The organism is Flavobacterium sp. LC2016-23, from assembly GCF_009674775.1.
GTDB lineage: Bacteria > Bacteroidota > Bacteroidia > Flavobacteriales > Flavobacteriaceae > Flavobacterium.
Window position 1 is genome coordinate 19,555 of the sequence record NZ_WKKE01000028.1, and the last position, 15,043, is coordinate 34,597.

General features: G+C 35.3%; 14 protein-coding genes. 9 read left to right on the plus strand and 5 right to left on the minus strand.

Features of this window, described 5'->3' with window-relative positions:
• Positions 1–135: 135 nt before the first annotated feature.
• From GJU43_RS20290 to GJU43_RS20330, 8 genes are all read left to right on the plus strand, one after another.
• Positions 136–963, plus strand: a complete 828-nt coding sequence (locus GJU43_RS20290; RefSeq protein ID WP_154343497.1) for an S-adenosyl-l-methionine hydroxide adenosyltransferase family protein — start codon at positions 136–138, stop codon at positions 961–963.
• Positions 964–1,130: 167 nt separating this feature from the next.
• Entirely contained in the window at positions 1,131–1,427 is a 297-nt protein-coding gene (locus tag GJU43_RS20295) for a putative quinol monooxygenase (RefSeq protein ID WP_154343405.1), read from the plus strand.
• A 118-nt stretch (positions 1,428–1,545) separates the two neighbouring features.
• Entirely contained in the window at positions 1,546–2,271 is a 726-nt protein-coding gene (gldF, locus tag GJU43_RS20300; protein ID WP_154343407.1) for a gliding motility-associated ABC transporter permease subunit GldF, read from the plus strand.
• The gene (gene gldG, locus GJU43_RS20305; RefSeq protein WP_154343409.1) at positions 2,271–3,956 is read left to right on the plus strand and encodes a gliding motility-associated ABC transporter substrate-binding protein GldG; all 1,686 of its coding nucleotides are present in this window, start codon (positions 2,271–2,273) and stop codon (positions 3,954–3,956) included. Before gldF ends, gldG begins: the two co-directional genes overlap by 1 nt.
• A gap of 107 nt (positions 3,957–4,063) precedes the next feature.
• Positions 4,064–5,182, plus strand: a complete 1,119-nt coding sequence (dnaN, locus tag GJU43_RS20310; protein WP_132037587.1) for a DNA polymerase III subunit beta — start codon at positions 4,064–4,066, stop codon at positions 5,180–5,182.
• Positions 5,183–5,585: 403 nt separating this feature from the next.
• Positions 5,586–5,678, plus strand: coding sequence for a DsbA family protein (locus GJU43_RS20315; RefSeq protein ID WP_370455668.1), 93 nt, complete (start codon positions 5,586–5,588; stop codon positions 5,676–5,678).
• A 327-nt stretch (positions 5,679–6,005) separates the two neighbouring features.
• Positions 6,006–6,278: a hypothetical protein gene (locus GJU43_RS20325; protein WP_154343412.1), complete on the plus strand. Its 273-nt coding sequence runs from the start codon at positions 6,006–6,008 to the stop codon at positions 6,276–6,278.
• 78 nt (positions 6,279–6,356) lie between these two features.
• Entirely contained in the window at positions 6,357–6,986 is a 630-nt protein-coding gene (locus GJU43_RS20330; RefSeq protein ID WP_154343414.1) for a DsbA family protein, read from the plus strand.
• 260 nt (positions 6,987–7,246) lie between these two features.
• On the opposite strand, the gene GJU43_RS20335 is transcribed toward GJU43_RS20330, so the two are convergent.
• Positions 7,247–9,019: a DNA mismatch repair protein gene (locus tag GJU43_RS20335; RefSeq protein WP_154343416.1), complete on the minus strand. Its 1,773-nt coding sequence runs from the start codon at positions 9,017–9,019 to the stop codon at positions 7,247–7,249.
• Between the two features lie 68 nt (positions 9,020–9,087).
• On the minus strand, positions 9,088–9,921 hold the full coding sequence (locus GJU43_RS20340; protein ID WP_154343417.1) for a universal stress protein: 834 nt from the start codon (positions 9,919–9,921) through the stop codon (positions 9,088–9,090).
• Between the two features lie 196 nt (positions 9,922–10,117).
• On the opposite strand from GJU43_RS20340, the gene mnmE reads away from it, so the two are divergent.
• Positions 10,118–11,518: a tRNA uridine-5-carboxymethylaminomethyl(34) synthesis GTPase MnmE gene (gene mnmE / locus GJU43_RS20345; RefSeq protein ID WP_154343419.1), complete on the plus strand. Its 1,401-nt coding sequence runs from the start codon at positions 10,118–10,120 to the stop codon at positions 11,516–11,518.
• A gap of 195 nt (positions 11,519–11,713) precedes the next feature.
• Here mnmE and GJU43_RS20350 read toward each other — a convergent pair whose 3' ends face one another.
• The 3 genes from GJU43_RS20350 to GJU43_RS20360 form a co-directional block, all read right to left on the minus strand.
• Entirely contained in the window at positions 11,714–12,550 is an 837-nt protein-coding gene (locus GJU43_RS20350; RefSeq protein WP_154343421.1) for a hypothetical protein, read from the minus strand.
• A 172-nt stretch (positions 12,551–12,722) separates the two neighbouring features.
• Entirely contained in the window at positions 12,723–14,522 is a 1,800-nt protein-coding gene (locus tag GJU43_RS20355) for a T9SS type A sorting domain-containing protein (protein ID WP_229655097.1), read from the minus strand.
• A gap of 38 nt (positions 14,523–14,560) precedes the next feature.
• A complete protein-coding gene (locus GJU43_RS20360) occupies positions 14,561–14,800 on the minus strand; it encodes a hypothetical protein (protein ID WP_154343423.1) in 240 nt (79 codons plus the stop codon).
• Between the last annotated feature and the right edge of the window lie 243 nt (positions 14,801–15,043).

Sequence of the window (15,043 nt, forward strand, 5' to 3'; positions counted from 1 at the left end):
CTGTCGGGTAATTATATCGTAAAATGCAAATTGTCTTTTGTTTCTTGCATTTATGACTTTACTATTCTTAGCTTTGCATTTCTCAAATTTAATAAAAATTAGATTTAAAAACTACCAATAGTTATAAACAAAATGATGTCAATAATTACCCTTACTACCGATTACGGCTTAAAAGACCACTTTGTTGGTTCGCTAAAGGGTAAAATATTATCAGAGTTTGCCGAAGCTGTAATTATTGATATTTCACACGACGTTGACCCATTTAACACTGCTGAAGCAAGTTACCTTATCGGAGCGTCTTATTTAAGCTTCCCAAAAGGAACCGTACACCTAATTGGAGTCGATATTGAACGCAATAAAGAAAACCAGCATATTGCTATGCAATGGAACGATCACTACTTTATTTGTGCCGATAACGGGATCTTAAGCATGCTGACACAGAAAATCGTACCACAGAAAATAGTTGCCATCAATATTCACGATCGTTTTCCCGCAGAATCCAGTGATTTGGACATTTTTATACAGGTTGCCTGCCACATTGCAAAGGGCGGATTACTGAATGTAATTGGAAAAGAAATTCCGTCTGTCAAGGAAGTGACCGAATTACAGGCTGTTCTTTCCAACGATGGGAATTCCCTGAAAGGATATGTCATTTATATTGATCATTTTGGAAACGTCGTAACCAATATTTCCAAACAGCAATTTTTAGAAGTGGCAAAAGGCCGTAAATACGAGATTGTGATGAAACCGAAAAGTATCAAAACAATTCTCCCAAATTATTCGGCTATCGCCACCTCTGAAAAATATCCGATCAAAACATATGAAGGGGAAAAACTGGCCATCTTTAACGAAGCGGGGTTTCTGGAAATCGCTATTTTCAGAAGTAATCCTTCTAAAGTCGGTTCTGCCAATAGTTTGCTGGGATTGAATTACAGAGATGTGATTACGGTTCAGTTCTCGTAGGGAAATTTTAGATTAAAAAATGCCGGAAATCTGGAATTTGGAATTTCATTATTGGATTTTAATTTTTTTACTAAAAAGAACAATCAATTTTGGTATTTTTGCGCACCTGTAAAATCTTTAGAAATTAAAAATCTAAAATCAGCAATCTAAAATCTAAAATTATAAAGATGTTTGTCCGAATTGTAAAAATGAGCTTTCACGAAGACCGGATTCCTGATTTTCTGGAAAATTTTGAAACCGTTAAAGACAAAATACGAAAGGCGGATGGAAATCGTTTTTTAGAATTGTATCAGGACAAAAATGACAAATGCATCTTTTTTACTTATAGTTACTGGGAAACAGAAGCAGATTTAGAAAATTACAGGCAGTCGGAACTTTTTAATTCCGTCTGGAGTTTTACCAAAACATTATTCAACGCAAAACCGGAAGCCTGGAGCGTGGATAAGCTGGTGAGCCTGGAGTAGTTGGCAGTCGCAGTTTTCAGTCTCAGTTGCAAACATGAAACATGAAACATGAAACATGAAACATGAAACAATTAAACAAATCAACGATTAAACAAATAAAAACGAATAAACGTTATACATGAAATCAATCATTTTACGGGAAATAAAATCCTTTTTTGGTTCTCCTATTGGCTATCTGGTCATTGCTGTGTTCTTAATCAGCAACGGACTGTTTTTATGGGTTTTTAAATTAGATTATAATATACTGGATACAGGTTATGCAGATTTGACACCATTTTTCACCTTAGCGCCCTGGATTCTGATTTTCCTGATCCCCGCTGTTACTATGAGAAGTTTCTCTGATGAAAAAAAACAGGGAACTTTAGAATTACTTTTAACCAAACCTTTATCGATATGGGAAATTGTAAACGGAAAGTTTTTAGGTTGTCTGTTCTTAATCGTACTGGCAATTGTTCCCACTTTTATTTATGTAAAAGTGATTTCGAATTTGGGTTTCCCGGAAGGCAATATTGATATGGGAAGCACCATTGGGTCTTATTTTGGATTGTTGTTCTTAATTGCTTCTTATTCAGCAATCGGAATCTTTACTTCTACCCTATCCGAAAATCAGATTGTGGCTTTTATTATTGCTGTTTTTCTGTGTTTTTTCTTTTATTTTGGATTTGAAGGCCTAGCCTCCTTACTACCCGGCTTTTCAGGAATCATTTCAGCATTTGGAATGCAGGAGCACTTTAAAAGTATGAGCAGGGGTGTAATTGACACGCGCGATGTTATTTATTTTTTAAGCATCACCGTTTTGTTCCTGTCTTTTACTGTTTATAAATTAAAATCTTTTAAAGCCTAATGAAAGCATCAACGCAACAAAATATCAGAATATTAGGTATTACAGTTTTCGTTTTAATTGTTTTAAATGTATTGGGAAGTTTATATTTCCATCGTTTTGATTTAACAAAGGACAAACGATATACTTTATCCGAAACTTCGTTAAACATCATAAAACAAGTCAAAAACCCGTTATCCATAAAAATCTATATGCAGGGCGATCTTCCTGCTGATTTCAGACGTCTGCAACAGGAAACCAGACAATTATTAGAAGAATTTCAGGCTTACAACAACAATATTGTTTTTGAATTCGTAAATCCAATGGAGAATGAAGAAGAAAGCATGAGTGTTGTAAAATCATTGTTCCAAAAAGGTCTTACACCTATAAATATAACGGTTGACGACAAAGGAAAACAATCCCAGGCAATGGTTTTTCCATGGGCAATTGCGGTGTATAACAATAAAGAAGTAAATATTCCTTTGTTGAAAAACAGAATGGGTGCTTCGACTACACAGAAAGTAATTGGGTCTATTCAGCACCTGGAATATTCGATTGCCGATGCCATCAATAAAATCACCAAAGACAAACAGAAAAAGGTTGCGATTATAAAAGGAAATGGTGAAATAAACGAAATTCATATCGCCAAAATGCTGATGCAGATTCGCGAAAGCTATTATATCGGGCCTTTTACGCTGGACTCCGTTGCCAAAAACCCGACAGGAAGTTTAGAAGCTTTACAAAAATACGATTTAGCCATCATTTCTAAACCAACCGAAACTTTTTCTGATGAAGAAAAGCAGGTGCTGGATCAGTTTATCATGAATGGCGGAAAAACACTCTGGCTCATCGATCAGGTGGCAGCCGATATGGACAGTTTATACAATCAGTCCGGCGCTACGCTGGCCTATCCGAGAGATTTAAACCTGAACGATATGTTTTTCAAATACGGATTCAGAATCAATCCTGATTTGGTAAAAGACGAAAACGGAAGCCCTATAAAACTGGCCACCGGAGAACAGGGAAGCGCTACACAATATCAGGATTTTTTATGGAAATTCGCACCACTGGTATATCCCGGCAGTCAGCACCCTATTGTTAAAAATTTAGGCGGAATTAAATTTGATTTTGCGAGTCCGATTGATACTTTGAAAAACGGAATTAAAAAAACGGTTTTACTACAATCCTCGCAATATTCCAAATTCATTGGAACGCCGGCCGAAATCAGCTTAAATATTGTTTCCGAAAAAACTACCCCTCAGGATTATGCAGGTAAAGGAAATTTACCGCTTTCAGTTTTGCTGGAAGGTTCTTTTCATTCTGCTTTTGAAAATCGTATTTTGCCTTTCAAAGAAAACAACTTTTTAGCCAAAGGAAAACCAACCAAAATGATTGTGATTTCCGATGGTGATCTGGCAAGGAATCAATTGGATAAAAACAGGATGCCGGTAGAATTGGGGTACGATCAGCGCACAGGAAATCTCTATGACAACAAAGATTTTATGATGAATTGTATCAATTATTTACTGGATGATACCGGACTTATTAACATTAGAAGCAAAGATCTTGACTTACCATTACTGGATAAGGAAAAAGTTTATGAAAATTACAGCCTTACGCAATTCATAACTATCGGGCTTCCAATTCTTATTTTATTGGTTTTCGGACTTGCATTTACCTACTTCCGCAAAAGGAAATACAGTAAATAGATGTTAATAAAAAAATTACGAAACTACGATTGTTTACGATATATTTGTAAAATCTATCTTAGTTTTTAAAAGAACTAAAGTATTTTCAAAAAAATAAAACAAAACAGATGAAATTTATAGTATCGAGTTCGTACTTATTAAAACAATTACAAGTTTTAGGTAGTGTAATCAACAGTAATAATACGTTGCCTATTTTAGACAACTTCCTATTTGAACTGGACAATAATGAGTTAACAGTTTCTTCTTCAGACCTTGAAACTACAATGTCAGCTACCTTATCTATCGATTCTACAAGCAAAGGAAGCGTAGCTGTACCTGCAAAACTTTTGCTTGAAATTTTAAAAACATTCCCGGAACAGCCTTTAACTTTTACCGTTGAAGACAACAATACGGTTGAGATTAGTTCCAACTCAGGAAAGTATGCTTTGGCCTATGCTGCAGGAGAAGAATTTCCTAAAGCAGTAAACCTGGAAGACCCATCTGTAACTTTAGTTCCTGCCGAAGTTTTAGCGACTGCGGTAAGCAAGACTATTTTTGCTGCCGGAAATGATGATCTGCGTCCTGTAATGTCAGGTGTTTTCTTTCAGTTCTCACCTGAAGGATTAATTTTTGTAGCTACTGATGCTCACAAATTGGTTAAATACGCCCGTACAGATGTAAAAGCATCTCAGGTTGCTGATTTCATCATGCCAAAGAAACCTTTGAATATCTTAAAAAGTATTTTAGGAAGTTCAGATGCTGAAGTAAAAATAGAATATAATGATTCAAATGCGACGTTCTCGTTTGATAATTATATTTTAATGTGTCGTCTTATTGATGGAAAATACCCAAATTATGAAGCGGTAATTCCAAAAGAAAATCCAAATAAATTAATGATCGATCGTTCTTTGTTTTTAAGTTCTGTTCGTCGTGTGGCCATTTTCTCTAACAAAACAACACACCAGATTCGTTTAAAAATCGCAGGAGCTGAACTGAATGTTTCTGCTGAAGATATTGACTACTCCAACAAGGCAGAAGAAAGACTGACTTGTGATTATCAGGGAGATGACTTACAAATTGGCTTTAATTCCCGTTTCTTAACTGAAATGCTTACCAATTTACAATCGGATATGATTATGCTGGAAATGTCATTACCAAACAGAGCTGGTATTTTAACACCGGTGGATGGTTTGGAAGAAGGAGAAACGGTTACCATGCTGGTAATGCCTGTTATGTTAAATAGTTAACATCAAAACTTCTTTTTGTTACAGGGATCTTTTTTAGTTTCGAATTAAAGACATATCATTGTAAAAAAAAATATCGCTATTAACCAACCATTTTTTATACCTAGAAACCGCAATTCTTTTTTTAAGATTTGCGGTTTTTTATTTGGGGGGTGTTTTTTGTTTCAGGTTTCAAGTTTCAGGTTGAAATGCGCTTAGGTTTATTTGTGTTTTTACCGCAAAGTTCGCAAAGTTTTTTTTGTTTAGGACTGCAAGGCTAAGAACGCAAAGCTTTGCGTTCTTAGCCGCAAACACAAACCTGAAAAAACTTTGCGAACTTTGCGGTTAATAATATCACCAGTAGCAACCTGAAACGTGAAACAAATAAAAACCTGAAACCTGAAACATTTTTTTTTAACTTAGCTATATGAAAATAGAAATTTGGTCGGACATCATGTGTTCGCTTTGTTATATCGGAAAAAGACAACTGGAAACAGCTTTAGCTGAATTTCCGGATTGATGAATCTAATGAAATATGAGAATTAAAGAAATAGGTGATTTTTTGATTGGTAATGGTTTTCAATCAAATGGCAAAAGTGATTTTTTCAAAGAAAACGATGAGTTTACAAAATGTGTCAATATTCAAAGGAAAAGTTCTGCAAATGTTTTCTTTATAAATTAAGGCGTCGATCCTGTTTTTAAAAGGTATGATGATAAGGATTCGCCTCGAAAGGAAATTGATTGTTACATACGTCATCGAATAAGTTCGGACAATGAATTTGATGTTTTTCCCTTAAATACTGACGATGATGTTGATATTACAATTAATAGAATAAAGTACGAGGCATTGCCATTCTTTGATTTTTTCAGCACTCTTAATAAGGTTTTTAGCTCTATCACAGTAAAGGATCTTGACGAAGGAGCTATCCCGCAACAGCTACAATCTGTGGCTCGTGCCAGATTGGCATTAATGTGCATGAGATATTTCACTGCTACTAAAAATGTTGCTCAGGCCTATGAATTTGCAAAATATGGTCTTTCTGTAGCTGGCATGGCTAGTGGCTTAAAAAAAGAATTTACTAGCATGATAAAAGAAATTGAGTATACCCCACAGGTTTAAAACCTATCGGGTTAATTATTCAGAAAAAACCTGAAACCTGAAACCTGAAACCTGAAACATTTTTTTTAACTTCGCTATATGAAAATAGAAATTTGGTCGGACATCATGTGTCCGTTTTGTTATATCGGAAAAAGACAACTGGAAACAGCTTTAGCTGAATTTCCAAATGAAGAATTTGAAATTGAATGGAAAAGCTTCCAACTAGACCCCACTATTTCACCCGAGCCCGGCAAAGATGTTTATACGTATCTGGCGGAACGAAAAGGTATGTCTGTAGAACAATCCAAAGAAATACATAAAGGTGTCGCAGAACGCGCAAAAAGCGTTGGTTTGGATTATCATTTTGATAAAGCTGTTATCTCTAATTCATTTACCGCACATCGTATTATCCAGTTAGCTAAAACTAAAAAATTAGGCGGCGAGATGGAAGAGATTTTCTTTAAGGCTTATTTCACCGATGGAAAAGATTTGAATGATGGTCCAACTTTACTGGAATTGGCTGAAAAAGCAGGACTGGACAAAGCTGAAACCTTAAAAGTCCTAGAAAATGAAAATCTGTTTCTAAGCGACGTTCACACCGATATCATGGAAGCACAGCAATTTGGAGTACAAGGTGTTCCTTTCTTCGCTTTTGACCGAAAATATGCCGTTTCAGGAGCACAGCCAGTCGAGACTTTTGTAGAAACGATTAAGGAGTTGCTGAAGTGATTATTGGATTATTCGATTTTTAGATTTTTAGATTTTTAGAAACAAGATGTAAGATGCAAGATTGGGGTTTTATCTATCATTTGTAATTTAGGCTGATCAATTGATTAGAGTCTTAGAGTATTATATTCTTTGATTTTTCCCTCTACGCACCTATTAATTCTAAAATCTTGCATCTTGTTCCTAAAATCTTGCATCGTGCATCTTGCTTCTAAAATCTTGCTTCTAAAAATCTAAAAATCCAACAATCGAATGATCTAAAATCAAATCACCCCCATCTTCTGCATTAGGAAAGTGGCGCTTTTATTTTTACAAATTCCGCTGCGGAGTTTATAGTCAAAGTGCAAATCGTTATTCTGAATTTCGACTTCAAAACACTGGTTGGTTAAAGTCTCCGGATACTCGTTAGTAGTCAGGCAAACTTCGATATCGTGCGTTGCAATTGCTCCGATTGCTTTTCTGGCAATTATCTTTTTTACTACTTCAATGGTACCGTTTCGCTTATCATCAGAATTGGTACCTCTTAAAATTTCATCCAGCAAAACAAATGCGGGCTGATTTTCGAGCGCGTCCATAATTTGTTTCAAACGTTTAATTTCAGCAAAGAAATACGATTCACTATCAGCAAGTGAATCTGACAATCGCATTGAAACCAATACTGGCAATGGATGAATAGTAGCCTCTGAAGCACAGACTACAGAACCTATTCCGCCTAAAACCATATTAACACCAAGACTTCTCAAAAAAGTACTTTTACCGGACATATTCGAGCCCGTTAAAATCATAAACGACTCAGGATAAAAATGAGTATCATTCCCTACTCTGCTCAAAGGATTTAGTAAGGGATGTGCTAAATCTTTAAAACTAATTTTATATTCGGAATTTATTTCAGGGAAAACAAAATCAGTATTGTTATAAGCCAGATTTGCCAGACTGTTTAATGCTTCAAATTGTCCGATAATTGCAATCCATTTTTCAAGTTCAGCACCATAATTATCTTTCCATTTCAAAAGTGCTTTTAAAACATGAAGATTAAATAAAAATGTACCGTTGAAAACAATAGCCGTCACAAAGTTATTGATGGTATCCATTCTGGAAAACAATTCAGATAACTGCTTTAAATGTACACTAGCCGCTGCATTTCTAAAAATCAATTGTTGTTGCAGGTCAATTAGTTTTTTGGACTGAAACTTTTCTTTCTCAATTTTTTCTACCAGCAAACTGTACTGTTTAATAATTTTATCAACGTTGTCTGCTTTTGCGATTTCGGACTGAATTCTTTTGAACGATTGTCCTAAAACAATCATATTTGCGATAAAGACATAAGTAAGATACGATAACAATATTGTTTCCGAGGTTAAAAAGTAAGCCGTTAAGATTCCAAAAAACGCTATTGGAAGTAAAATTGAAAGTGCAACTAAAACTTTAGGTAAAGAATTATTTTTAAATGAATTCCAGTACATTATCGAATCATAGGAATTTTTAGAATCATTGCTGATGGTAGCCAAAGCCAGAAAGTCCTGTCTCCAGTCGATTTTGGTTTTTAATTCGTTTACAGCTTCCTGATTTTCTAAAATAGCTTCGTTTGGCAGCGTATGCAACAATTGATTCGCAAGCGTTTTTTTTCCGATAAAAGTGGCGGTCCTGTTTAAATTCTGAAATAAAGAGTGTTCTCCAAAAATATCGAGGTCATAGGCATACGGATGGTGAAAATCATTAAACTCAATACCATTTTCAAAAGGCAGTTTTTCCCTCTTTAAAAAAGCAATTTCATTTTCATTAATTTTTAAAATAGCAGTTGTAAGCTGCTTTTGAAAAGATAAGCGGGAATGCATTTTCATTAAAAAAATAAAACCAACAAAAGACAGAAAAGCAAAAGTTACATAATGCATTTCATTTGTTTTGATATAGTAAAACAGTAATAGCAAACAAAGAAAAACACTTAAAAGGCGCAAAATACTGATGCTGTTGTATCTTTTATTGATTTTTTTTAAAAGTTCTGAATACTGTGTAAGCTTATTTTGATAGAAATCCATTTTATTCATTTGATGAAATACAAATATAGGTTTTACGCAGCAAAATCAGCTTTCGATTTTTACGGAAATTAATCTTCATGCATAATCAAAACAGGCACAGTCATTTGTCTGGAAATCTTTTTGGTAAAACTCGAATCGAATATACTTTCAAAAAAAGAACGTTTATGTGTAATCATAGCCAAAACATCAATGTCTTTATAAAGTACAAAATCAAGAATTGTTTCTTTTACTTCGTCACTCGGTAAAACCAGGAACTCGACATTTTCGCCTGCAAATTCTTTTTCCCACTCTTTAACTGTACTTTCAGAAACATCAGAATCAGAGGTTCTTACATAGAGACTTTTTACTTTCGCATTCGTTTTTTTAGCGATGTTTAATACTTTTCTCAATTCTTTTTTATCTTTTTCACGATAACGGGTCGTAAACCCGATTACTTTGATTTTTTTAAATTTAGCATCAGCAGGAACGCATAAAACAGGAACGTCTACTCCTGAAATTACAGAGCTGGTATTCGATCCAAGAAAAAACTTTGTCCAGTCATAAACACCCGAAGTTCCCATAATAACAAAATCTATCTTGTCTTCTTCTACTGCATTTTTTAGATTGTATAATAAATCACCGTCCATCAGGCGGTGTTTGATCACAATATCTTCTAATTTTCGTTCCATAGCGATAGTTCTCAGCTTTGGGATTTCATCTTTGAACATCTCAAATTTCGCTAATTCAATAGAACTGTAAATGGAAGCATAATTTTCCGGAAAGAACTGACTGTCGTAAACCGGAATCTCAAAAGTGTGCAATAAAATAAGTTCAGCGTTGACAATTTTAGCAAATTCCAGAGCATGAACAAAAGCATTTGTGGCCGCTTCGGAAAAATCGGTGGGGAATAATATCTTTTTCATTTTGTTTCAGTTTTATAAGTTGTTCTCTCAAATTTAATCATTCTAAAATCAAACTAACCTGACAATTATCAGTTATTTAACATTTAATATTTTCATTCAAAAAAACGTTTCCATTGTAAAAAAGCGGGTTGTAAAAACAGCAAAGTACACCTACAGTGAGTTCGTAATTTCGAGCCTTTTTTTATACCTTTGCATCATGATAAATCAAGATTCTATAGTTGCCCTGGCGACACCTTCGGGAGCCGGCGCAATTGCCATCATTCGAATTTCAGGCGCCGATGCGATTACAATCGGAAATTCTGTTTTTAAATCTATCAAAGACAAGGATTTAACTAAGCAAAAAACACATACCTTGCATTTAGGTCATATTGTCGATGATTCCAAGACACTTGATGAAGTTTTGGTTTCTGTTTTTAAAGGTCCTAATTCCTATACGGGCGAAAATACGATAGAAATCTCCTGTCACGGATCCACATACATACAACAGCAGATTATTCAGTTATTATTAAGAAAAGGCTGCCGAATGGCTGATGCCGGAGAATTTACCCTTAGGGCTTTTCTAAACGGTAAACTCGATTTATCACAGGCAGAAGCTGTTGCCGATTTGATTTCATCAGACAATGAAGCCTCTCACCAGATTGCCATGCAGCAAATGCGTGGCGGTTTTAGTAATGAAATTGCCAAATTACGCGAAGAGCTTTTGAACTTTGCTTCCTTAATTGAACTGGAACTTGATTTTGCAGAGGAAGACGTAGAATTTGCCGACAGAAGTCAGTTTCATGAATTATTAAACCGAATTGAATTTGTCCTGAAACGTTTGATCGATTCCTTTGCTGTTGGAAATGTTATTAAAAACGGAATTCCGGTAGCTATTGTCGGAGAACCCAATGTCGGAAAATCGACTTTACTTAATGCTTTACTTAACGAAGAACGTGCTATTGTTTCTGATATTGCAGGAACTACGCGTGATACCATAGAAGATGAATTGGTCATTGGCGGAATCGGCTTCAGGTTTATTGATACAGCCGGAATTCGTGAGACAAAAGATGTTGTGGAAAGCATCGGAATTAAAAAAACCTTCGAAAAAATAGAGCAGGCACAGCTCGTCATCTATTTAATGGATAGCTTGAAGTTTCAGGTTTCAAGTGCTTCTTTTATAGTAGAAATCGAGAAAATAAAAAACAAATATCCTCTAAAAGAAATTTTGATTGTCTGCAATAAAATAGACCAGCTAACGAAAGATCAGCTGCAGGCTACACGTCAGGAACTGGAAACTTTAAACCTGAAACAAATTTTTCTAAGCGCTAAAGACAAAATAGGTGTAGAAGATTTAAAGAATCAATTACTTTCTTTTGTTAACACCGGAGCTCTTCGTAACAATGAAACAATTGTAACCAATACAAGACATTACGATTCTTTATTAAAAGCTTTGGATGAAATACAAAAAGTGAAATTTGGGCTGGAATCGAATCTTTCAAGTGACTTAATGGCTCTTGATATTCGGGAAGCTTTATATCAATTCGGACTAATTACAGGTCAGGTTTCCAATGATGAATTACTGGGGAATATTTTTGCTAATTTCTGTATCGGAAAATAGCCGGATAAAATAACAAAAAATAACTACAAGAAAACGAGTTAAAATATTGATTGTTAAAATTTTAACTCATATTTACTTGTACTTTATTTTGACATTATACTACGCTTTGAATAAATTTGTTCCTCAAAATAGAAGGTATTTTTTTTGCCAAATCATGAAATGCAGGGACATGCAGAGACACGGGAAGGTTAACCTCTATTCGGTAAATTGATTTACTATTGAAATGTGAAAGTCCATCGATATACCACCTGCATCCGCTGCATAAGTATCATTTGCGGTAGCTGAGTTCCTCCAGATGCGGCAAATTAGAACACTTGAGATATTTTTTCCAGCTCCGCTTATACCTGAATTTGATGGTGTCAAGTCACTTACAATATGACTATTCAGGACAAAAGGCCCATTTACAGTAACCGTTGTTGTTGTGACAGCAGAAAATGTTCCAGTGGTCATATTGGCCCAGGTATAATCTAAGTTCCAGACCATGTTTCCGGAAGCACTTGCTCTGGGAATCCAGTGGATATGAGGGTAAATTGTACTTCCTTCCTTCCAGTTGTGTGGCAGCTGAACCGTAAAAGACATTGCCTCTATTCCCTGATTATCACGAAAAAACCAGATTTCAGGACCTGAAATTCCCGTTAGATTTCCTAATTGTGCAGAATTACTTCCTTTGTCAATCGTAACTCTAAGATCATCTTCAACATCTGTGGAAGTATTGGATGTTGAAAATTTTGTCCAGACATTTCCATTCCAGACGTAGTAACCGGGAGTTACATTATTGGGCGTTACGCCATCGGTAGCCGTATTATAAACTATGGTACCGGCCAAAGGAGCTCCGGATGTCTGCGGATTAACTATGGGCGATGAAACAGTTATGGATGTAAGTGCTACCCGCGGAGGTAAAAAACCATTCGTAGCAGAATTAATTTCAAGAGCTGCCCGAGGAGTAGTAGTACCAATTCCTATTTGAGCAGAAGTTTCTATCGAAGCTAAGACTATCAATAGATATAACGAGAATAGTTTGTTTTTTTTCATAATAATATTTGAGTTTATAGATTATCGAAAGAGAACCTCTTAAATACATCCCCGAAAAACTTTTTTTGGACTGATTCCTAAAAATATAGACAACTATCGGTGTTTCACAAATACAGCTTATCTGTCAATACCAATAACTTAGTTAATTTGTTTTTTTCTTGAATGCCTTATATTACTTGCCTGTATTGGATATAACAATTTTGTCCGTTAGCTTTTCATTATCCACAGTTAAAAATTCTGCAATGTAAATTCCCTGACTTAATCCGCTTGTTGAAAAAACATAACTTGGAGCTGTTTCCAGATTTTTTGCTGATAGTACGACCATACCCAGCATATTATATAATTTAAAAGATTTTATGGCTAAATTATCCGGGTTTGCAGCCTTTAAACTACTGTTGGCATTGTCTTGTATAATAAAGAACTGTGTCGTAATTTCAGAATTGAGTGCAAGTGAACCCGTATTTTTAAATGTAATTTTAAATCGGTCTTTATAGAGTCCGGGGGCAACCGTTACCTGATATGCTGCATTTTTGATATCATGATACGATTGATCATGGGCATCGTACAGATAAATGGGGTGAGCACCACTAAAATTGACTACTTCGGCAATATAGAATTTGAAAGTTGCATTTGTCGTGGCTTTAATTATTAAAGGTATTCTTTTATCTTCCTCAAAATTTAGTCCCTGAATTACGTAATTGCCATTTTCCAGCCAAAATGCAACATCGTCAGGAAGTGCTTCATCCATGTTCAGGGCATCAATTCCATTGTCTATTCCATCTGTTGCTTCCGGAGAAAAAGCCAAAGCCAATTGTCTTGTAAATTGACTATTGATAATTGTATTTAATTTTATATGAGATACTTCTTCAGCAGTCTGATCTTTAAACGCTCCTCCTTTTGATTCTTTATCTTTTGATGTATGTTTTTCAAATTGTGACAGGCCGCCACCTTCCTTATAAAATATTCTGTGTGCATTCTTGAATACTGCTGTTCCGTTAGCATTGGCATTCACTACAAATCCCTGCCCGACAGGCGAGTATTTACGCTGAATTACAAGACCTGATGATAATCCTGTCGTATTTAAAGAGCCGTCTGCATTATAAGAATTAAAAGTTGCAGGTACATAAATACCATTTGAAGCTAAAGCAATCGGGGAATAAGTTCCGTAACCTCCTCTGTAATCCGTTAGATAATGAGAGTTTATAGTTTTGTCCTGTTCCCAAAAGTAAGCAATGCCAGCAGTTGCCGTATTTGAGGGATCTAAAAGAAAAGCATTTAAGTGCAGCGCTGAGGGGTATGGATTTCCGGTTAAAGTCGAATTATTGGCCCCCAGGGTTATGCTGATGTTACCATCATTCGGTTTTCCCCTAAAATCATATCGCTGGGCACTTCCGGGATTGTTTACTATTCCTGTTCCCTCAGGATCCGTAGAATCTGTTCCGCCGGTTCCTTTCATTGTAAAACCTTCTCCGGGTGCTATGAGGGAAGCCCCTCCGACAAAAGTCCACTGTGAATAATTGTTTGCATTGGTTAATTTGTAAACCCATGCCGAAGATATCGAAAGCGGATTGGCAATTCCATTATAATTACTGGCAGGCAAAATAACAGCAGGAACCGCTGTAACTAAAGTGGCCGGCCGGTTTAGCATAGTAATTCCGAAATTTTCATTTCCCGATACGGCAGATGCATTTCCTACAGGAGAACACCAGTAATTATAATCAAAATTATCAGCTGTTCCTTCCTGATAAACTGATAATTTACCAGTCCCGGTATTGCCTGATGTACTGGCAGAACCTTGCAATAGCTGCGAATTATTTCGTAAATATAAATTTGAGTTGGAATCTAAATTTACATTTTCCTGCACATACAATACTTCATTTTTTACATACATGAAAGCATTAGGACTGAAATAAATTTGAGATAGGCACTTTGTAGTAGCCAATATCAAAAAAAGGAGTACTGTTTTTTTCATAAATTAAGTTTTATAAACGATCCGCTTCTGAGAAATCTTTATTTAGTCGTAAGGCAGTTGTTCTCTCCTGAAAAAAAACGATGACAGGTTTTTGATGTTTTTTTTAAAATAAAATAACCCCCTAATAAAATACCAATTGCAAATAATACAGGAATTTTACTGTCTATTGGGACACTTGCTGGCTCGGGAGCTCCGGGCGGAGGCGGCGTAGAAGAATAAACAACGAAATTTGCAAAAATTAATACGATTACTGATAATTGTAATTTTATAGGTTTCATTGTGTTAATTTTAAAATTAAACAATATTTATAAACAAAAAAGAGCAGTCATCTTCCGCATTTCTTTTGTGCAATATGCAGGTGTAAAGAGCAATTACATCGATATTGAAACAAAATTGTAAAAATATAATTGTGGAAAAAATGATCTTAATCACTCAAAAATGTGATATAAATCATGTTAATTTCATACCTGTATTTTTAGGAAGAGTCAAGTGTGACTGTAAAATACAGAACGGGGTTCTGA

What these genes read in the sequence shown, in the direction of transcription:
- GJU43_RS20290 (WP_154343497.1), top strand. Translation starts at nt 136, where the DNA reads ATGTCAATAATTACCCTTACTACCGATTACGGCTTAAAAGACCACTTT.
- GJU43_RS20295 (WP_154343405.1), top strand. Translation starts at nt 1,131, where the DNA reads ATGTTTGTCCGAATTGTAAAAATGAGCTTTCACGAAGACCGGATTCCT.
- gldF (WP_154343407.1), top strand. Translation starts at nt 1,546, where the DNA reads ATGAAATCAATCATTTTACGGGAAATAAAATCCTTTTTTGGTTCTCCT.
- gldG (WP_154343409.1), top strand. Translation starts at nt 2,271, where the DNA reads ATGAAAGCATCAACGCAACAAAATATCAGAATATTAGGTATTACAGTT.
- dnaN (WP_132037587.1), top strand. Translation starts at nt 4,064, where the DNA reads ATGAAATTTATAGTATCGAGTTCGTACTTATTAAAACAATTACAAGTT.
- GJU43_RS20315 (WP_370455668.1), top strand. Translation starts at nt 5,586, where the DNA reads ATGAAAATAGAAATTTGGTCGGACATCATGTGTTCGCTTTGTTATATC.
- GJU43_RS20330 (WP_154343414.1), top strand. Translation starts at nt 6,357, where the DNA reads ATGAAAATAGAAATTTGGTCGGACATCATGTGTCCGTTTTGTTATATC.
- GJU43_RS20335 (WP_154343416.1), bottom strand. Translation starts at nt 9,019, where the DNA reads ATGGATTTCTATCAAAATAAGCTTACACAGTATTCAGAACTTTTAAAA.
- GJU43_RS20340 (WP_154343417.1), bottom strand. Translation starts at nt 9,921, where the DNA reads ATGAAAAAGATATTATTCCCCACCGATTTTTCCGAAGCGGCCACAAAT.
- mnmE (WP_154343419.1), top strand. Translation starts at nt 10,118, where the DNA reads ATGATAAATCAAGATTCTATAGTTGCCCTGGCGACACCTTCGGGAGCC.
- GJU43_RS20350 (WP_154343421.1), bottom strand. Translation starts at nt 12,550, where the DNA reads ATGAAAAAAAACAAACTATTCTCGTTATATCTATTGATAGTCTTAGCT.
- GJU43_RS20355 (WP_229655097.1), bottom strand. Translation starts at nt 14,522, where the DNA reads ATGAAAAAAACAGTACTCCTTTTTTTGATATTGGCTACTACAAAGTGC.
- GJU43_RS20360 (WP_154343423.1), bottom strand. Translation starts at nt 14,800, where the DNA reads ATGAAACCTATAAAATTACAATTATCAGTAATCGTATTAATTTTTGCA.